Source organism: Herbaspirillum sp., from assembly GCF_017744395.1.
Taxonomy (GTDB): domain Bacteria; phylum Pseudomonadota; class Gammaproteobacteria; order Burkholderiales; family Burkholderiaceae_D; genus Herbaspirillum.
The window spans coordinates 244674-264520 of the sequence record NZ_JAGIBI010000004.1 but is presented as its reverse complement, the minus strand read 5'-3'; the positions used below and the strand labels follow the sequence as shown (position 1 = coordinate 264520).

Below are 19847 nucleotides of genomic sequence, written 5' to 3'. Positions count from 1 at the left end.
TGGACTACATCGACACCATCATCGAGAAGGAAACCAACTCGGCCACCGACAATCCGCTGATTTTCAGCAAGGAAGAGGGAGAAGGCTTCGAGATCATCTCCGGCGGCAACTTCCACGGCCAGTACCTGGCGCAGGCGATGGACTTGCTGGCCATGGCCATCACCGACCTGGGCAGCATCTGCGAACGCCGCGTGGCGCGCCTGATCGACCCGACGCTGTCGTGGGGTTTGCCGCGCAACCTGATGAGCGGCATTCGCGGCGTCAACACCGGCTATCCGGTGGTGCAGTGCTCGCTGAGTTCGCTGGTGATGGAAAACCGTACCCTGTCGATGCCGGGCAGCGTGGACAGCATCCCATCGAAGGGCAACAGCGAAGACCACATTTCCAACTCGACCTGGTGCGCGCGCAAGGCGATGACGGTGGTGCAGAACACGCAATACATCGTCGGGGTGGAAATGCTGCTGGCGGCGCAGGCGCTGACGATGACGGAAGACTTATTGAAGGGCTTCAAGCTGGGGCAGGGGACGCAGGCGGCGTATGACGAGATCCGCCGGCAGATTCCGGCTTGCCTGGAGGGTGACCGCTGGTTCCACAACGACATCCAGGCTGCGCACGGCTTTGTGGTCAGCGGATCGGTGCGTGATGCGGTGGTGGCGAAGATCGGGCAGTTTGTCTGATTCTTTCGGCAACGGCCCAAGCCAAACGCCCGGACTTGTCCGGGCGTTTTCATTGTGCTGCCAGATCAGGCTTTGTCCGTGAGTCCCTGTGCCTGCACCTGATTACCAGCCACCACGAACTTGCCCGCGCCCAGGTGATGCAGCGTATGCAAGTCGGCATTCTCTTCGGTGAAATTCCAATGGCCGTTGTCGAAGATGCGTGTATCGGCGGCAGCCGAGACGACTTCGCCAAAGAAGGTGTCGTAGGCGTTCTCGGTGTGCGCTTCCTTGATCCAGCGGCATTCCAGCCAGGCGGCGCAGCCTTGTTCCAGCGTCGGCATGCCCAGCACCGGGCCGGCGCCGGCCTCGATGCCGTAGCGGGTGAACTTGTCGATGTCGCGCCCGCTCTCGCTGCCCACGGCATAGGTCAGGTCCATCAATGCAGCGCCCGGCACGATGATGCCGAAGCCGCCGGAGGCGATGATCAGTTCGCGCGTGAAGGTGCTCTTGTCGATCACCACCGCGATGCGCGGCGGCGTGAATTCCACCGGCATCGACCAGGCCGCCGCCATGATGTTGCGGCGGCCGCCGTGGGCGGCGCTTACCAGCACGGTGGGGCCGTGGTTGACCAGGCGGCTGGCGTGATGCAGTTCGACGGGGCGGAAGTGGCTCAAGATGGACTCCGGCAAGGAAAACGGAAAGCAGCAGGATGACACAGTTCGGCATGGGACGAGCGGCCATGAAAAAACGGGAGCCATCGGCTCCCGTTTTTCTTTCCGCGTGCGGATGAGTCCGGGGCTTACTTGCCCCAGGTCAGCACCAGCGGATTGAGGCGGCGTGCCACGCGCAGCAGGCCTTCGCGCACCTTCGGGTGCATCGGCGGTTGCGGATGGCGCAACATGTCGGACTTGATCACGCCGCCTTCGAGCATCAGCGCCTTGCACGAGGCCAGGCCGCCCTGGCGGTTTTCGTAGTTGATCAGCGGCAGCCAGTTCATGTACAGCTCGGCGGCCTTCTCGGTATCGCCGGCGAAGTAGGCGTCGACGATCTTGCGGATGCCGTCAGGGTAGCCGCCGCCGGTCATGGCGCCGGTGGCGCCGGCGTCCATGTCGGGGATCAGGGTGATGGCTTCCTCGCCGTCCCACGGGCCGACGATGGCGTCGCCGCCCAGCTCGATCAGGTCGCGCAGCTTGGAGGCGGCGCCGGCGGTCTCGATCTTGAAGTAGGAGACGTTCTCGATTTCTTTGGCCATTCGGGCCAGGAACGGCGCCGACAGCGGCGTGCCGGCCACCGGCGCATCCTGGATCATGATGGGGATGTCGATGGCGGACGAGACGCGATCGTAGAATTCGTAGATCTGCTTTTCAGGGACGCGGAAGGTGGCGCCGTGGTACGGCGGCATCACCATCACCATGGCGGCGCCGGCGTCCTGCGCGGCGCGGCTGCGCTCGGCGCAGATCTGGCTGCCGTAGTGGGTGGTGGTGACGATCACGGGCACGCGGCCGGCCACATGTTCCAGCACGGTGTTCTGCACCTGGATGCGTTCCTCGTCGGACAGCACGAACTGCTCCGAGAAGTTGGCCAGGATACAGATGCCGTTGGAACCGGCGTCGATCATGAAGTCGATGGCGCGCTTCTGGCCTTCCAGGTCGAGCTTGCCGTTCTGGTCGAAGATGGTCGGGGCGACGGGGAATACGCCGCGGTAGATGGGGGTGCTCATGGTGTCTCCACTTGTGTGTATGGGATGGCGACGAATATACGTCCGGCGGCAGGGGCTGTATAGTGAAGACTTTCCATCATGTGATCGCTTTTGCGACTCATCTGTTTTTACCCCGCTTATTTCACCGTCGATGCCATGAAACGCGCCCCCAGCCAGCAGAACCTCAATAGCCTCCTGTCGCGCCTGCGCATGAAGCAGCTCCAGTTGCTGATCGCGCTGGACGACCACAAGTCCCTGCACAAGGCTTCCAACGCGCTGGCCATGACGCAGTCGGCCGCCAGCAAATCGCTGGCCGAACTGGAGGCGGTGCTGGAGGCGCAACTGTTCGAGCGCACCCGTTCCGGGCTGATCCCCAACCAGTTCGGCCATTGCGTGATCCGCTATGCGCGGCTGATGGCCACCGACCTCGGCGCGCTGTGCGACGAGATGGCGCAGATCCGCTCCGGCCGTGGCGGCCGCCTGGCCATCGGCGCGGTGATGGGGGCGGTGCCGGAACTGGTGGTGCCGGCCGTCAACGCGCTGCACAAGACGCATCCCGAGTTGTCCATCGACATCATCGAAGACACCAGCGTGCACATGCTGGGTTTGCTGGACGACGGCCATATCGACCTGCTGCTGGGGCGCTCCAGCGTCTCCGACAACCCCGGCAAGTACCACTACCAGCCATTGTCGGACGAACCTTTGTCAGTCGTGGTGTCGAGCGAGCATCCGCGCCTGCGCAGCAAGTCGGTCAGCCTGGCCGACCTGCAGGGCTACCGCTGGGTCACCTATCCCAGCCACATGCCGTTGCGCGCGGTGCTGGAGCGCGAATTCGACCTGGCCGGGCTGGCCATGCCGGCCGGCGCCATCGCCACCGCTTCCACTTTCGTCACAGTGGCGGTGCTGCGCCAGGCCAGCGACACGGTCGCCATCCTGCCCACCAGCGTAGCCGGCATGTTCGTCGACAGCGGCGTGCTGCGCATCCTGCCGGTGGCGCTGAAGTCGGTATCGCAGACCATCGGCATCGTTACCCGCAAGGGGGGCGAGCTGTCGCCGGCGGCGCGTTCATTCGTGCAGTTGCTGCTGGAGGCTGGCGGTGGGCGCAAGTCGGCTGGGGCTTGATACGCTTTTCCTTTTCCTGCTGTCTTTTCATCCTTGCCGGAGGTGTAACATGCCGTTGACTACAGGGAATAAAGTTGGTCGGCTCTAGATGTCTGTTTATGGCCGGTTGCGGACGTCAGTGACTAAATATCTTTGTCGCATCAGGTGCAAGATAATCTCGCAATTTCTCCCAAGGCACCACTACCTCGGGCTCCCCAGCGGCATACGCTGCGACTTCATAAGTCAGGAAATGAATTTTCAATCCCTTCTGATCGAATCTCCAGCGCTTAGGATCTACTATTGTCGGGCCAAGATTTTTGATGAAGCTACTTAAGTCAGGACCACCCCATACCTCGCCCATTTCCTCTATGAGACTCTTATAGCAAAACGACTGCAAGAAACGCCGCCAAGGTTTGGAAGGGGAAAAAATATCAGTTGGATGTAGCTCTCTGCCTTCTTTAGGGAGCCAGTTAAATACCAAGGAATAATATTGACCATGCGGAGTGCCGTGCGCATAGAATCCTCCACTAACTTCGACGGAGAGAAGGTTGGCATTTGCGGTCAGGATTCCATAGTCCGCAAAATAGTCAGTGTCAGTTTCTTCAGGGTTGCTCTTCGCGATCTTTGACGCGAACATTGCGTGCGCGGCATTAAATTTCGATTTAAACGACGAATCGGGACCGTCCATCTGCGGATATGAAACTTGTGTGGTGCTGTACCCCGAGTCATGACCGGATTGATCATCTGTAGAGTTCTGATGGGCAATGAACATCCCGAAGGGATAGATAGTAACTGCACCGTTCTTCACCGTTGTAACTCGGAGCTGTCGTTCGCGTTCTTGCAACTTTTCCGCGAGACAGCTCTCAGTGTCGTTCGTAGTTGCTGGCGGGTGAGACGTCCGATTGCATACCGTTCTGACAAATGTCAGCCATGAACGCTGACTATTCTGCAGAGCTCTCTTAGCTGTAGGTGAAAGCATTTCTACAGCGGCTCTATAGCTAGTATCTAGTTTCAGATCGAATTCGGACAGCTTCGCGCTTTGGCAAATCTGTTTTTCTATATAACTGGAAGCTTTTGAACAGTCGAAACTAGGGCCGGATTGCGCATGTACGCTTGCAGCTGTCGCTGTCAAGACCCAGAAAATTAGGGCGAGAGAAACCATTTCGATGGTTCCATATTTTTTCCTCATGGGGTACTCCATTACTATTCTGGTTGGCCCGTGTATTTTCTCTGAGAGATGACTGTTCTTGGCCGATAGCGGTCGCTAGTCCTTCGTCGACTGGTGAAAAGGCGATCCCTCGACGACGGCATTGACGTCAGCCACCAGATGCTCCAGCTCTGGTGTAAGCCCTTTACTCCCCTGGCTTGCTATGAGGAGATCCACTTCAATGAGCACTTTGCGATATTCTTCTTCGCCTCGAAGCGTCCCGTCAGCTCTGACCTTCTGCAGATAGGCCTCTCCAAACAACTCATCGAGTGCAAGGATGGCCTTGAACGTCTTCCAGCTTTTGGGGCTCATTGTCTCGCGAGCAACTACAAGCATTTCCCTTTTCAGGGCATTCAAATGGGTCTTGCGGGCACGGTTGTTCTGATGAAGCTCGATGAAAAGAAGATCCCGAAAATGGCTGGCCATGTTGGATGCGTCTGGCACTTTGTCGAGCACACCAATCATGAAGCCGAGTTCTTGCACTATTCCATTGATTTCTTCGGACACTTTTGAATTCATTTTCATGTGGATGGTGACTGCTTCTGGCCGATTGCAGACATCTTAGCGTGTAAAACTAGGCATCAATGAAACTTTCGCAGCGCAATAGCTCATCGGAATTGAGTGGTTTTTCTTTATCGCGTTGGTTGGGGGCTACGCTCGGTCAAGTGATAAATCCGCTCGGCATTGCCACTGGCTACGGCTGTGCGTACTGGTTCTGGCAAGGCCTGCAGCAAGTGTTGAAAATTTTCCAAGCCTTCTTTGCTCGATCCACGCTTGATCGTGCCATCTGTGTCGTAGAACGCATCGCTGCCGAGCATAAAGCGATCTGGAAACTCACCAAGTAGCGCCAACCAGACAGGCTTTACCTCTCTCTCGGGATTTAAGGCGGCAGCCGGTTTTATGTGGCCGCGATTCAAGCGGAAGCTCATTGAGAGATTTGGAAACTGCTTTAGCATGGTACGAACAAGTTGAGGATTCCGTGTCAACAGCGGTTCGAAGCCAACATGCGACCACACGATCTGTGCACGAGGATTGTGCGCCAGTAATCGCTGAAGCGAATTCAGGTTCTCCGATAAGACGTCCGGATTTGATTTGTTGGCGCGCAATACCGGCGGCAAAGGCATTTCCTCGGGAACCAGGTCACAATGCAGATCGATCGGCAGGCCGCGCTCAGCAGCTATATCGGCCAGCAATAACAGTAATGGATGGTCGGCAGGAATGTTTTCATAGCGATGCTGCTGCCCCATTAGAGGGACCGATACGTGCAGCGCTGCAATCTCGCCATAGCCAACTGCGCCGAGGTCGGCAATCTGCAAAGCCCGGGCACGGAAACGGGCACGATCAGAATCATCCACTCGATCAGCCGATATCGAGTGCAGCATAACGTTTAGGCTGGAGCCGCCCAGAACTGAAAAACGTGTCGGATAATCGCGGGTCAGGAACAGCAGGTCTTCAATGTCATAACGATTTTTATTGTCCCCTACTGATGGCGGCGACATTAACAACGACCGACTGATGCCGAACTGATCCATCCATTGCAAGGCAGTTTTTTCTCCTTGGGAAAGATTCACTCCACTTTGAAAATGTGCATGGACATCGATAAACGTAGGGGATTCTGCCCAGACATGTGGTAGTAGCGCGAGGTACAACGGAATTAACAATAAACGTTTCATGAGTGGAGCTTATAAACGGGTTGAAATCTATTAAACAACTTACCCATGATTAACATGGGGAATAGCTAATGCTCGTATCGAGGAACGTAGCTAAAAATCTTATCCTGCGATCCAGCACACCCAATCGCCTTCATCTACAGCAGAACTTTCGCCTGGATTTCTCGTTTCAAAGCAGTAGCAAGCGGTTCTTGCATAACCGTTTTGACGTGCCATTTTGCATGACCCTTCGGGGGTTCCATGAGTGCTTCCCGCATCTGTTCCCCATGTGCGGGTTGACAATGTCGAGTCCGCCTTCTTGCAGGCATTCATCGAGATTACGTATTCTTCTTTCGTTGTCTTTACAACCTCACCGACATTGGTGTTGCAAGAATTCGCAGCAAGATTCTTAGTCTCTAATTTTTTCTCTGGTTGCTGGTTTACCGTCTTAGGGGCTGGCGAACTGCTTGATGCTTTGTTAGCTGTTGATAATGCCGATTTAGGTACTGTGTTTTGCGCTTGTGCCTGTTTTGTTCCCGATTCTTGATTACGGTGCAGGGTATCACTCATGCTCGCGGTGCCAGGGGGGGTATTGGAAATTGGCAGCGGCGCGGTATACGCACCACTTTTTTTCGATACCTGGTCAAGTGCCTGAGGGAGAGCGTTTGAAGCTCCGTTTTTGAGTGCCTGATAGGTCACAGCGGTGCTTGCCATGCCCAATAAGACTTTTCCGAACATCGCAAATGTTGCCGCATCTTGTTGACGTGCCCGTTCGAGAAATTCTTGTCTGTGGGCCTCGGCTTTCTCCTCGATATAAGTCTTCCACATGTACATCGTAAACCGTGTCTCTTCGGGGGTAATTGCAAAGAGGGTACCAATCGGTTTGCTCTCGAACTCTTGTTGGCGCTTCGGATCACGGAAGAAGAAGACATCTTTGCGGTAGCCTCCCACCATCGCTCCCTTCTCCAGTAATAATGCGGCAAGTTCCGGCGCCTTGGGATTGACCGCAGCGCTCTCAATGGCCATATCCAATGGCACTGCCGCTTTGATCTTGGAGTCCGGGTTGCATGCAATATTGATATCGCTTTCTTGGGCAATCAGGCTGACGGCTTCGTCATATGAACGTTTGCTCATCATCGCTTTGCACAGAGGCTCCATTGCCCAAGAAGATGTACAAATCGCAATGGCCAAGAGAGATAAAAACGGTCCAATTACGATTCGAATTGTTTTGAGCATCGGCTTTCCCCGGTGAATTTGTATTTGTTGTTTCACGCGACTGCCCGAGCAGTGTTATTGAAGCGTAAATTTCCGTCAAGATGACTGAATAGGGGAGAGCCTAGCGTTGTTTCTTCCTAAGCGCCTCCTCCAAATGGAGGATGGGCTGGCGCCTTTTTTTTGTTATCCTGAATGGGATTTTTTGCGATTTTCTTGCTTCTCGAAAGTGAGAGTAAGCACCAATGTTTCTTGGCGAGAATCCTTGTCCATCAACGATAGTCGTCCATACGCCAATCTAATTAGCGTTGCGGTAACGTTGATCGTGTTTGATCAGTCGCAGGTCTGTTTGGCATACTCGGCGCTTGGCGTGTGCCTGCGTCGGTTTTCCGCGTTTACTTCTCACTCTGGCCATCAAACCAATAAAAGAGATCCTCCGCATGATTTTCAATCGTCTTTTCCTTCGCAACGCCGTGCTGGCGGCATCGCTGGCCTCGGCTTGCGCACCGGTGCTGGCCAAGTCGGCTTGCTTCGATCTGGCAGGTAGCTATGCCGGTTCCTTCACTGCCAAAAAAATGGAGGGCGATGACAATGCGGCGGCAGAGATCAATGGTACTTGGTCGGCCGAGTTGGGTATCGAATGCAAAATGACGGTGTCGGTGACTTCCGGATTGCTGGGGGTGATGAGTGGGCCGGGGGAGTACGCTCCCGACGCCAGCGGGAAGGCATTCAGTGCAAAGGGGATCCGTTTCGTCTTGGTTAAACTGGGCACCGGCATCATCACCATGGGTTTCGATAAGGAAAAGAACAAACAGAACTTCAGCTTGCAGGCCCGTGGCGGCAAATACCAGGGCGATTACCGGCTTGACCAGGACAGTCTGGCCGATCCTGTCGGCGGCGCGGTGCTGCAGTCGAAGGAAAACAATCAGCAGGTTGAAGTCGGGGTCCTCAGTGAGGCCTTCGCAGCCAAAGCTTTCCAAGTGCTGGTCGAACGTACGGATATTCCTTACGACTATTTGTATAACGATATTTGGGCACGGGCAGAGATGATGACTCTGGTGCTGGCCGATAACTTGGGTGTGGTATCGGCCAAGGCGTTTGTTGAAGGCAAGATTTACCTCGATCCGAAACCCGACGTTGCCGCCGCCGACGGCCGCAGCGAAGCGGGGCTGTCGTATCACATCGCACCGGCGGTCATGGTGAAAAAAGGCAAGACGCAGGTGCTCACCGTGCTGGACCCGTCCTTGTTCACCGAACCCGTTCCCTATGCCGCATGGAAGGCCAAGCTGTTGGCCAAGACGAAGTCGCAGATAACGCACGAGTATTTCACCAATCGCTTTGCCCTCGATCCCTCGGACAAGAACACCAAGCTGAGCGATTACCGGGAAAGCGACCTCGACGACATGGAGGCGGTAAATCAACAGGATCTCAGAAGACTGTACGTGATGCGGGCGATGATGAAGAGGCGCTGATGCTTCTGTGAGCAGGCTGTAGATAGCTGCATAATCTGAGAGCAAGGTCTGGCATGCCGCTTTCGTGAAGGCGGGCGGCGTAACCCGTTTCTTCAACACCTTGGCCGCGGCCTGTACCATGGCGCTATTGGCCCGGATCTCCTTTTGGGGGGCTCATGCCGAGATTACGCTTTGCTCACGAAAAAGAAAGCGGCCATCTGGAAAAGGATGGCCGCTTTCTTTTTCGCTTTTTACTTTCCCGTTTTGTCGCCGGGGAGCGAATCGATACGCTGGCGAATTTCTGCATATTTCAGTAATTGTGGACTCCTGGTCCGGTGACGTGGACACTCCTAGTCCAGACGACTTGGACAACTGTAATGCCTAAGAACCACTCTAAGATGTCCGAAACTGGTCGATATCCGACGTAATTAGTATTGCAAAAGAAAGCCACCTTTAGAGGTGGCTTTTAACGTTTTAAGGGGTACAGCGGGATCAATTCCCGACCAACTTTATTCATTGTGGCCACCATTGCCTGCCGGCATCGTCGTTCGCGCTCATCTTTCGCATGCAAAAAATTAACCAATCACTGAAAAATTAAACTGGTATAGTGATGATACCAGTTGCGAAAAAACGCCTTTTGTCAGGAAAAGGTGCGCAACCGGCAACAACAGCGCATAGCGCGGCAGTAACGGCAATAACAAGATAGAACCGGCAAGAGACGGCAGCCAGGCGAGCGCAGGCGTTCGCAGCCCCCCGCTGATCCTGGCGCACAACATGACAAGCGGGCCCGCCGCCGAACGGCAACGGCCTCGCAACCAGCCAGGAGACAATATGCAAACCACCACCAGCGCGGTCGAGCAATCGGCCATCCGCAAGGTCGCGATGAGGCTCGTGCCTTTCGTCGGCCTGATGTTCTTCATCAACTTCCTGGATCGCACCGCGATCTCGTTCGCCGGTCCCAACGGCATGACCAAGGACTTGGCGCTGACTGCCGCCCAGTTCGGCTTCGCCGCCGGCGTGTTCTTCATCGGCTACGTGCTGCTGGAAATCCCCAGCAACCTGGCCTTGCACAAATACGGCGCGCGCCGCTGGCTGGCGCGCATCATGGTCACCTGGGGCATCGTCGCGCTGCTGTTCACCTGGGTCAGCAGCGTGGAAGGGCTGTACGTGCTGCGCTTCTTGCTGGGCGTGGCCGAGGCCGGCTTCTTTCCCGGCGCCATCCTGTACCTGAGCCTGTGGGTGCCGGCCAAGCACCGCAGCCATATCCTGGCGCTGTTCTACCTGGCGCAGCCGCTGACCATCGTCATCGGCGCGCCGGTGGCGGCGCTGCTGATCGAGGCGCACGGCCTGTTCGGCCTGGAAGGCTGGCGCGTGATGTTCGCCGGCGTCGCGCTGCCGGCCATCGTGGTCGGGGTGATCGCCTGGTTCTACCTGGCCGACAAGCCATCCGAGGCCAAGTGGCTCAACGAAGCCGAGCGCAAATGGCTCACTGCGGCGCTGCAGGCCGAGCAAAGCGGCAAGCGGGCCACCCACGTTCCGCATGCCTCCGGCGCGCTCAAGAACGGCCGCGTGTGGATGCTGTCGCTGGTCTACTTCGGGCTGATCTACGGGCTGTATGCGCTGGCCTTCTTCCTGCCCACCATCATCGGCGGCTTCGAAGCCCAGTTCGGCGCCAAATTCAACGTGTTCCAGAAGGGCCTGATCACCGCCATTCCCTACCTGCCGGCCGCTGTCGCGCTGTTCCTGTGGAGCCGCGACGCCACTCGTCGCGGCGTGCGCAGCTGGCACGTCGGCGTGCCGGCGCTGCTGGGCGCCATCAGCATCCCGGCCGCGCTGTATATGCAGACCCCGGCCGCCACCATCGTCGCCATCACGGTGACCGCCTGCGCCATCTTCTCGGCGCTGCCGACCTTCTGGTCGATCCCGGCGCGCTTCCTGTCGGGCGCGGCCGCCGCGGCCGGCATCGCGCTGATCAATACGGTGGGCAATGCAGCCGGCTTCATGGCGCCGTTCATCACCGGTGCAATCAAGGACGCCACCGGTTCCTACCAGGCGCCGATGTTCGTGGTGGGCGGCCTGATGCTGCTGTCGGCGCTGGTGATCTTCGCCATCGGCGCCGGTGTGCGGGAAGAGCTTCCCGGACTGCAAGGCCGGGCCATCGCGGAATAAGAACCTGTTCAATGTCTCAACGCGGCGGCTCAAACGCCCTTTCAGGCCGTCTGCGGCGTTGCAAAGCCTCGCCGGGCCACCGGCCCGGCTACGTTTTGCGCCTTGCAGCCCATCCTGAAATGGCATTTGATCCACTCGCGCCGAGACATTGAACAGGTTCACCATTGTCGTTGAACCATTTGTGCAGAGATGCAGTTTTGAACGGAGAGTCATCATGAAAGAAAAAATCGCGCTGTTCGGCGCCGGCGGCAAGATGGGCGTGCGCCTGGCCAAGAACCTGAAGAAGTCGGACTACCGGGTCGCCCACGTGGAGGTCAGCGAAGCCGGCCAGAAGCGCCTGAAGGAAGAGGCCGGAATCGACTGCGTCAGCGTGGATGCCGCGCTGGACAATGTCGACGTCGTCATCCTGGCGGTGCCCGATACCCTGATCGGCAAGATCGCCGCCGAGATATCGCCCAAGCTGCGCGCCGGCGTGATGGTGATGACGCTGGATGCGGCCGCGCCGTTCGCCGGCCACCTGCCGGACCGTCCGGACCTGGTGTACTTCGTGGCGCATCCCTGCCATCCGCCGATCTTCAACGACGAGAGCACGCCCGAAGGCCGCCGCGATTTCTTCGGCGGCGGCGCGGCCAAGCAGTCCATCACCAGCGCGCTGATGCAAGGCCCGGAATCGGCCTTCGACCTGGGCGAGGACGTGGCCAAGGTGATCTACCAGCCGATCCTGCGCAGCTACCGCCTGACGGTGGAACAGATGGCGATCCTGGAGCCGGGCCTGTCGGAAACCGTGTGCGCCACGCTGCTGTACGCGATGAAGCAGGCGATGGACGAGACCGTGCGCCGCGGCGTGCCGGAAGAAGCCGCGCGCGACTTCCTGCTGGGCCACATGAACATCCTGGGCGCGGTGATCTTCAAGGAAATCCCCGGCGCCTTCTCGGACGCCTGCAACAAGGCGATCCAGAACGGCTTGCCGCGCCTGCTGCGCGACGACTGGCTCAAGGTGTTCGAGCATGACGAAATCGCGGAGAGCATCCGCCGCATTACCTGAGAGCGCACATGGAACGCATCTACGCCAGCTACTGGCTGGAAACCGGCGACGACCCCGCGCGCGCCGCCGAGGTCATCGCCGGCGAGCAATCGAGCGGCACCTTCGTCGCCCTGGCCACCGAAACGCCGGAACTCAAGGAGCGCTCCGGCGCCCGCGTGGAACGGCTCAACATCCTCGGCCACAGCAAGGAACCCAGCCTGCCGGGCGGCATGCGTTCGGAGCGCTACACGCAATGCGAACTGGAGCTGTCGTGGCCGCTGGAAAACACCGGCGCCTCGCTGCCCAATTTGATGTCCACCATCGCCGGCAACCTGTTCGAGCTGCGCCAGGTATCGGGCCTGCGCCTGACCGGGCTGAGGCTGCCCAAGGCTTTCGCCGACGCCTATCCGGGGCCGGCCTTCGGCATCGAAGGCACGCGCAGGCTGACAGGCATCGAACACGGCCCGCTGATCGGCACCATCATCAAGCCCAGCATCGGCCTGTCGGTGGAGGAGACGGTGCAGCAGGTGCGCGAGCTGGTGGCCGGCGGCATCGACTTCATCAAGGATGACGAGCTGCAGGCCGACGGCGGCCGTTGCCCGTTCGACGAGCGGGTGCGCGCCGTCATGCGCGTCATCAACGAGCACGCCGAGCGCACCGGCAAGAAGGTGATGATGGCCTTCAATCTGACCGGCGACCTCGACCAGATGCGCCGCCGCCACGACCTGATCCTGGCCGAAGGCGGCACCTGCGCGATGGCGGTGCTGAACTCCATCGGCCTGGTCGGCCTGCAGGAGTTGCGCCGCCATACGCAAATGCCCATCCACGCGCACCGCGCCGGCTGGGGCTACCTCACGCGCAGCCCGCAACTGGGCTGGGACTACGCGCCCTGGCAGCAACTGTGGCGCCTGGCGGGGGCCGACCACATGCATGTGAACGGCTTGCGCAACAAGTTCAGCGAGCCGGACGACAGCGTCATCGTCGCCGCGCGCTCGGTGCTGGCGCCGGTGATCGAAGGCGCGCAGATGACTTCGACCATGCCGGTGTTCAGCTCCGGCCAGACCGGCCTGCAGGCGGCCGACACCTATGCTGCGATCGGCTGCGCCGACCTGATCCACACCGCCGGCGGCGGCATCTTCGGCCATCCGCAAGGCGTGTCGGCCGGCGTCGAAGCCTTGCGCGAAGCCTGGGTGGCGGCGATGGAAGGCATGCCGCTGGAGCAGCACGCCAAGGGCAACAAGGCGCTGCAGGGCGCGCTGGGATTCTGGAAATGACGACACCGGGCAACGCATTGCCGCCGGGTTTGCTGCTGGCCTACTACGGCGACGATTTCACCGGTTCCACCGACGCCATGGAAGTGATGACGGCGGCCGGCCTGTCCACCGTGCTGTTTTTGCGCACACCGGACCAGTCCATGCTGGGGCGTTTCCCCGATGCGCGCTGTATCGGCATCGCAGGTTCCTCGCGCGGACGTTCGCCGCAATGGATGGAAGAACACCTGCCGCCGGCCTTCGACACGCTGGCCGCACTGCGGCCACCACTGTTGCAGTACAAGGTGTGCTCCACCTTCGATTCTTCGCCCGCGACCGGGTCGATCGGCCGCGCCATCGACCTCGGCGTGCGCGCCATGCCGGGCGACTGGTCGCCGATGGTGGTGGGCGCGCCGCGCCTGAAGCGCTACCAGATGTTCGGCAACCTGTTCGCCGCGGTCGACGGCATCGGCCACCGGCTGGACCGCCATCCGACCATGTCGCGCCATCCGGTCACGCCGATGGACGAGGCCGACCTGCGCCGCCATCTCGGCCGGCAAACCGGACGCCGCATCGAACTGGTGGACATGGTGCAGTTGCGCGACGGCGCATCGGTTGCGCACGTACGCCTGCCTTCCTTGCGCGGCAAGGACAAGCCGGTGGTACTGGTGGACGTGCTGGATGAGGAGACCCTGCGCGAAGCCGGGCGGCTGGTGTGGGAAGAGAAGGGCGCGGGCGTGTTCAGCGCGTCTTCTTCCGGATTGCAATACGCGCTGGCGGCCTATTGGCGCGCGCACGGCTGGATTCCGGCCCAGCCTTCGTTGCCGCAGGCCGGCCCGGTGCCGGTGATCGCCGCCGTCAGCGGCAGCTGTTCGCCGGTGACGGCCGGCCAGATCGCTTGGGCGCGCGCGCACGGCTTCGCTGTCGAGCGCATGGATTTGCCGGCGGTATTGGATGCGGCGACCCGCGAGGCGGAACTGGCGCGCCTGGTCGCCCGTGCCGGCGCGGCGATTGCTTCCGGCCGCAGTCCGCTGGTGTTTTCCGCCGAAGGGCCGGACGACCCGTCGGTGACCGGCTTCGACGCCATCGCCCGCGCCGCCGGCATGGCCCGCGCCGATGCCGCCCGCGCCGTTGGCGTGGCGCTGGCCGAGACGATGCGGCGCATCCTGGATGCCAATGATTTGCAGCGCATCGCCATCGCCGGCGGCGACAGTTCCGGCGAAGTGGCCGGCGCGCTCGACATCGCCGCGCTGTCGGTGTGCGCCGGCCTGGCGCCGGGCGCGCCGTTGTGCCGCGCATGGTCGGACAATGCGCGCCGCGACGGACTGGAACTGGTCTTGAAGGGCGGGCAGATCGGCGCCGAACGCTTCTTCGGCGATGTGCTGGAAGGGCGCTGCGCGGCTTGAGGAAGGACGGAAGCAGGGCGGCGCAAAGTCAGGCTGGGCCTGGGATTGTGGTAGAGTGCGCGCCACCGATACCTAAAACCTAGCCAGAGACGCCTAGCCCATGCCGGAACCGATACAGCGACGCAAGTTATACCAGGAAGTGCTGGAACGCCTGATGGATCGCATCCATGCGGGCGAGTTTCCGCCGGGTTCGCAATTGCCGTCCGAGCGCGAACTGATGGAACAGTACGGCGTGGGCCGTCCCGCCGTGCGCGAGGCGCTGCAGGCGATGGAACGCTCCGGCTTCGTCGAGATCGCCCATGGCGAGCGGGCGCGCGTGATCGACCCGACCGCCGAGCGCCTGATCGCCCAGATCGCCGCCGGCGCCCAGCACCTGCTGCGCACCAAGCCCGACATGCTGAAGCACATGAAGGAAGCGCGCGTATTCCTGGAAACCAGCACCGCCCGCATGGCTGCCGAGCGCGCCACCGAGGAGCAGGTTGCGCGCCTGCGCCGGGCGATCGAGGAGCACCGCGCCTCGATGGTCAACCTGGAAGAGTTCATCGAGCGCGACATGGCTTTCCACCGCGAGATCGCCGACATCAGCGGCAATCCCATCTTCCCCTCCATCGTCGAATCGATGTTCCGCTGGGCCAGCGAGTTCTACACCACGCTGGTGCGCGCGCCTGGCGCGGAAGAGCTGACGCTGGCCGAACACCAGCGCATCGTCGACGCCATCGCCGCGCATGACGGCGATGCCGCCGCCGAAGCCATGCGCGCCCACCTCACGCGCGCCAACGAGCTGTACCGGGCGCTGGGGCAGCAGTAACCGCAGTAACCGCGGGGAGTCCGTCCGGGGTTTTCCTTTTTTCGCATGCATGGCGCGCATGGCAGCGCGCGCAAATCTCGGTTGAGCCGGCACCGCCATGGCGTTCCAATGTGCATTCCAAGACACATGCGCACCGCGCCAGATCACATGCCATCCGTCCCTCACATCGCCGCTTCGCGCAACCGGATCCTGCCCATTGTCGCCGCCGGCGCCGCGGTGATGAGCATGGCGCTGGGTGCGCGCCAGACCTTCGGCCTGTTCATCAGCCCGCTTTCCTACGACTACGGCTTGCCGGTCACGCTGATCGCTTTCGCCATCGCCTTGCATAACCTAGTGTGGGGCTTCTCCCAGCCGCTGGCGGGGGCGGCGACCGACCGTTACGGCCCGGCGCCGGTGGTGGCGTTCGGCGCCGCCGCTTATGCCGCCGGGCTGGCGTTGACGGCGCTGGCCCCGAACGGCATCGTGCTGGTGCTGGGCATGGGGGGATTGATCGGGATCGGCATCAGTTGCACCAGCTTCGGCGTCGTGCTCACGGCTGTCGGACGGAGCGTGGCCCCGGAGCGGCGCAGCATGGCGATGGGCCTGGCCAGCGCCGGCGGCTCGCTGGGGCAGGTACTGATGGTGCCGCTGGTGCAGGAGATGCGTTCGATGTCGGGCATCACCGTGGCCTTGCTGGTATTGGCGCTGATGCTGCTGGCGGTGGCGCCGCTCGGCCTGGCGCTGGGGCGGCCCTCGCGCGCGACCGTGGCCGCCGATCCCGGCTTGCATTTCTCGCTGCGGGAAGTGTTGTCGCAGGCATGCCGGCATCGCGGCTACCGGCTGCTGACCATCGGTTTTTTCGCTTGCGGCTTCCAGCTGGCGTTCATCGCCACGCATCTGCCGGGCTACCTGGAGCTGTGCCACATGCCGATGGGGTTGGCGGCCACGGCGCTGGCGCTGATCGGCCTGTTCAACATGGCCGGCAGCTGGGCCTGCGGCTGGCTGGGCGGGCGGTTCCGGCAGCAGCATGTGCTGGGCTGGCTGTACCTGGTGCGCAGCGCCGCCATCGGGCTGTTTTTCGTGCTGCCCAAGACGCCGTTCTCGGTGGCCGCGTTCGCCGCCGTCATGGGGCTGGCCTGGCTGGGCACGGTGCCGCTGACGACCGGGCTGGTGGCGCGCATCTTCGGCACGCGTCATATGGGCACGCTGTTCGGCGTGTGCTTCCTGAGCCACCAGCTCGGTTCGTTCCTGGGCGTATGGCTGGGCGGACTGGCGCTGGACCTGACCGGATCGTATTCATTGCTGTGGGGCGCGACCTTTGCCGCCGGTGTGCTGGCTGCGGCGCTGCATTTTCCGATCGACGACCGCAGCGTGGAGCGGCGGCCGGCAGCAGATGGCGCTGTGCAGGCTTGATCCGCCGCGTTAACATAATGGGTTGCCGGCGTACCAATGCCGATTTCCAGCTTTCCTGTTTTGTTTTCGAGAGGCAGTCATGTTTTCCCATCTTCCCCCGTATGCCGGCGATCCCATCCTGAGCCTGATGGAGCAGTTCCTGCGCGACGAGCGCCCCGGCAAGGTCAATCTCGGCATCGGCATCTACGCCGACGGCCAGGGCGCCATCCCGGTGCTGCCTTCGGTGCGCAGTGTCGACCAGGCGCTGGCCGCGGTCGCCGCGCCCTATACCTACCTGCCGATGGAAGGCCACGCCGGCTATCGCCAGGCGGTGGCGCAATTGCTGTTCGGCGCCGACCTGCCGGCGCCGGAGCACCTGGCCGTGGTGCAGACCCTGGGCGGCTCCGGCGCGCTGAAGGTGGGCGCCGACCTGATCGCGCGCTTCTTCCCGCAGCCGACGATCTGGATTCCCGACCCGACCTGGGATAACCACATCGGCATCTTCGAAGGCGCCGGCTTCAAGACCGAGCGTTATCCCTACTACGATGCGCAGACCAAGGGCCTGGCCTTCGACGCCATGCTGGCCAAGCTGGCGTCGCTGCCCAAGGGCGCGGTGGTGCTGCTGCACCCGTGCTGCCACAACCCCACCGGCGTCGACCCGCTGCGCGAGCAATGGGTGCAGATCATCGATACGGTGGAGCAGCGCGGCTTGCTGCCGTTCTTCGACCTGGCCTACCAGGGCTTTGCCGAGAGCCTGGACGAGGACGTCTGGGCGGTGCGCGAATGCGTGCGGCGCGGCATCGCCTTCTTCCTCAGCAATTCGTTCTCCAAGATCTTCTCGCTGTACGGCGAACGCGTGGGCGCGCTGTCGGTGTTCTGCCCGCAGCCGGGCCAGGCCGCCAATGTGCTGGGCCAGTTGAAACTGACCGTGCGCCGCAACTATTCCAGCCCGCCGATGCATGGCGCGCTGATGGTGGCGCGGGTGCTGTCGGACGTCGCATTGCGCGCGCAATGGCAGGCCGAGGTGGAGCAGATGCGGGTGCGCGTGCGCGACATGCGCATCAAGCTGAGCGCGCAGCTGAAGGCGGCCGTGCCGGACCGCGACTTCGATTTCCTGCTGCGCCAGAACGGCATGTTCGGCTACACCGGGTTGAACGCCGCCCAGGTCGATCGCCTGCGCGACGAGTTCGGCGTGTATGCCGTCTCCAGCGGCCGCATCTGCGTGGCCGGCCTGAACGACGGCAACGTGGCGCGCGTGGCCGAAGCGATGTCCGGGGTGCTGCGTGGCTGAGGCGCTCGCCAAGCCGGCGGCGCCGGCCGATGTGCGCCACAAGGGATATGAGGATGCGCTGGCGCTGGTGATCGGCACGTTGTTCGTCTCGCTCGGGGTGAACATGTACAGCCACGTGGGCCTGCTCACCGGCAGCACCGCCGGGCTGGCTTTCCTGATCCAGTACCTGACCGGGCTGCCGTTCGGCGTGGTGTTTTTCACCATCAACATCCCGTTCTATTATTTCGCCTTCCGCCGCATGGGCTTGCGCTTCATGGGCAAGACGTTTTGCGCGGTGGCGTTGGTGTCGGGTTTTTCGCTGATGCATCCGCAGTTCATCGCGTATGGGAAGCTCAACCTGTTCTACAGCGCCATCCTCGGCGGCCTGCTGATGGGCACCGGTTTCGTGATGCTGTTTCGTCATGGCGCCAGCCTGGGCGGCATCAATGTGGTGACGCTGTTCCTGCAGGACCGCTACGGCCTGCGCGCAGGCAAGCTGCAGATGGGCGTGGACGTGCTGATCGTGCTGGCTTCGTTGTTCGTGGTTACGCCGACGGTACTGCTGGCGTCGATCATGGGCGCGGTGGCGGCCAACCTGGTGATCGCGTTGAACCACCGGCCCGGCAGGTATATGGGCATGTGAAAAAAGAGCGCCGCGGCGCTCTTTTTTATCGTCGTCCCGGCGAATGCCGGGATCCAGTGTCTTTCGTTGCGTCTTGATGGCCGCTGAACGACGCTGGGCCCTGACCTTCGTCAGGGCGACGGGAATAGGTCGCAGTCCATTTCACTTGCGCACGATGCGGTAGACGCAGCGGCGCCCGCCCGCCGGCAGGTGTTCCTCGCGCGTGACGCTGGCCTGCTCTCCCACCACTTCCTGGAACAACTGCAGCTCGGAACGGCAAAACCCCTGGCAGCTTTGCGCGGCGGCGCAGATGGGGCAGTGGTCTTCCACCAGCAGCCAGTCTTTCCCCTGTTTCTCGACGCGCGCCATGTAGCCTTCGGCGTTGCGGATCTCGGCCAGCTTTTCCAGCTTCGCCGGCAACGTGGCGATGCCGGCGCAGTGGCGTTGGTAGTCGGCGCGCATTTCCTGTTCGCGCTGTCCGATCAGTTTGTCCAATCCTTGTTCGCCGAACAGCTGGCGGATCGAGCCGATCAGTTGCACCGTGAGTTGCGCATGCGAATCGGGAAAGCGGGAATGGCCGGCGGCGGTCAGCTCCCAGTTCTGGCGCGGGCGGCCGGCGCGCGGTGCGGCGCTTTCCTGGTGGCCAGCGATCAGGCCTTCGGCCACCAGCTTCTGGACCTGCTGGCGCGCGGCTTCGGCGGTCATGCCGAGTTCCCTCCCCAGTTCGGCGGTGGAGGCCGGGCCGCGCGTCTTGAGGCGGAACAGGATGCGTTCGGGCGTGGAGGGGCCGGCCTGGCCGCTTTCGGCGGGCGATTCGTTTTCCAAGTTTTTGCTTGTTAAATTCATGGGGACGTTCTAATATCCGGTTTAAATATCCAAACAATTGCTTGCATATTAGCTGCGTTGCGCGGAATTGTCGAACCGGCCACAGGCCGCAGCCAGAGAGGAAGGA

The 19847-nt window shown here is 61.3% G+C and carries 18 protein-coding genes; 11 read left to right on the top strand and 7 right to left on the bottom strand.

All coding sequences use genetic code 11. The annotated features are described in order from the left end of the window. On the top strand, positions 1-677 hold a 677-nt coding region (locus tag J7548_RS13690; RefSeq protein WP_290975159.1), incomplete at its 5' end, for an aromatic amino acid lyase. Positions 678-742: 65 nt separating this feature from the next. Here J7548_RS13690 and J7548_RS13685 read toward each other — a convergent pair. Together J7548_RS13685 and J7548_RS13680 are read right to left on the bottom strand one after the other, a co-directional pair. After that, entirely contained in the window at positions 743-1330 is a 588-nt protein-coding gene (locus J7548_RS13685) for a flavin reductase family protein (RefSeq protein ID WP_290975158.1), read from the bottom strand. Between the two features lie 125 nt (positions 1331-1455). Next, positions 1456-2376: a dihydrodipicolinate synthase family protein gene (locus J7548_RS13680; protein ID WP_290975157.1), complete on the bottom strand. Its 921-nt coding sequence runs from the start codon at positions 2374-2376 to the stop codon at positions 1456-1458. Between the two features lie 135 nt (positions 2377-2511). Here J7548_RS13680 and J7548_RS13675 point away from each other — a divergent pair, with 135 nt between their 5' ends. Next, on the top strand, positions 2512-3477 hold the full coding sequence (locus J7548_RS13675) for a LysR family transcriptional regulator (protein ID WP_290975156.1): 966 nt from the start codon (positions 2512-2514) through the stop codon (positions 3475-3477). Positions 3478-3592: 115 nt separating this feature from the next. On the opposite strand, the gene J7548_RS13670 is transcribed toward J7548_RS13675, so the two are convergent. From J7548_RS13670 to J7548_RS13655, 4 genes are all read right to left on the bottom strand, one after another. Beyond that, on the bottom strand, positions 3593-4645 hold the full coding sequence (locus tag J7548_RS13670) for a DUF3298 domain-containing protein (RefSeq protein ID WP_290975155.1): 1053 nt from the start codon (positions 4643-4645) through the stop codon (positions 3593-3595). A gap of 75 nt (positions 4646-4720) precedes the next feature. After that, positions 4721-5188 (bottom strand): hypothetical protein, encoded by a 468-nt coding sequence (locus J7548_RS13665; protein ID WP_290975154.1) that lies wholly within the window; start codon positions 5186-5188, stop codon positions 4721-4723. A 107-nt stretch (positions 5189-5295) separates the two neighbouring features. Beyond that, entirely contained in the window at positions 5296-6336 is a 1041-nt protein-coding gene (locus J7548_RS13660; RefSeq protein WP_290975153.1) for an amidohydrolase family protein, read from the bottom strand. Between the two features lie 99 nt (positions 6337-6435). Further along, complete coding sequence (locus J7548_RS13655; protein WP_290975152.1) at positions 6436-7548, bottom strand: hypothetical protein; 1113 nt, start codon at positions 7546-7548, stop codon at positions 6436-6438. 416 nt (positions 7549-7964) lie between these two features. Between J7548_RS13655 and J7548_RS13650 the strand changes: the two genes are divergently transcribed. From J7548_RS13650 to J7548_RS13610, 9 genes are all read left to right on the top strand, one after another. After that, complete coding sequence (locus J7548_RS13650; protein ID WP_290975151.1) at positions 7965-8996, top strand: protein-glutamine glutaminase family protein; 1032 nt, start codon at positions 7965-7967, stop codon at positions 8994-8996. 810 nt (positions 8997-9806) lie between these two features. Further along, positions 9807-11144, top strand: coding sequence for an MFS transporter (locus tag J7548_RS13645; protein ID WP_290975150.1), 1338 nt, complete (start codon positions 9807-9809; stop codon positions 11142-11144). A gap of 214 nt (positions 11145-11358) precedes the next feature. Further along, on the top strand, positions 11359-12189 hold the full coding sequence (locus J7548_RS13640; protein ID WP_290975149.1) for a phosphogluconate dehydrogenase C-terminal domain-containing protein: 831 nt from the start codon (positions 11359-11361) through the stop codon (positions 12187-12189). A gap of 8 nt (positions 12190-12197) precedes the next feature. Continuing rightward, a complete protein-coding gene (locus J7548_RS13635) occupies positions 12198-13442 on the top strand; it encodes a ribulose-bisphosphate carboxylase large subunit family protein (protein WP_290975148.1) in 1245 nt (414 codons plus the stop codon). After that, complete coding sequence (gene oiaK, locus J7548_RS13630) at positions 13439-14824, top strand: 3-oxo-isoapionate kinase OiaK (protein WP_290975147.1); 1386 nt, start codon at positions 13439-13441, stop codon at positions 14822-14824. Before J7548_RS13635 ends, oiaK begins: the two co-directional genes overlap by 4 nt. Before the next feature lie 100 nt (positions 14825-14924). Beyond that, positions 14925-15632 carry a transcriptional regulator NanR gene (locus J7548_RS13625; RefSeq protein WP_290975146.1) on the top strand — a complete coding sequence of 236 codons (708 nt, stop codon included), beginning with the start codon at positions 14925-14927 and terminating at the stop codon, positions 15630-15632. A gap of 147 nt (positions 15633-15779) precedes the next feature. Further along, positions 15780-17024, top strand: coding sequence for an MFS transporter (locus tag J7548_RS13620; protein WP_290975145.1), 1245 nt, complete (start codon positions 15780-15782; stop codon positions 17022-17024). Positions 17025-17103: 79 nt separating this feature from the next. Further along, positions 17104-18294, top strand: coding sequence for an amino acid aminotransferase (locus J7548_RS13615; protein ID WP_290975144.1), 1191 nt, complete (start codon positions 17104-17106; stop codon positions 18292-18294). Continuing rightward, positions 18287-18916 (top strand): YitT family protein, encoded by a 630-nt coding sequence (locus J7548_RS13610; RefSeq protein ID WP_290975143.1) that lies wholly within the window; start codon positions 18287-18289, stop codon positions 18914-18916. Before J7548_RS13615 ends, J7548_RS13610 begins: the two co-directional genes overlap by 8 nt. 141 nt (positions 18917-19057) lie before the next feature. Here J7548_RS13610 and J7548_RS13605 read toward each other — a convergent pair whose 3' ends face one another. Next, positions 19058-19741 carry a metalloregulator ArsR/SmtB family transcription factor gene (locus tag J7548_RS13605; protein WP_290975142.1) on the bottom strand — a complete coding sequence of 228 codons (684 nt, stop codon included), beginning with the start codon at positions 19739-19741 and terminating at the stop codon, positions 19058-19060. Between the last annotated feature and the right edge of the window lie 106 nt (positions 19742-19847).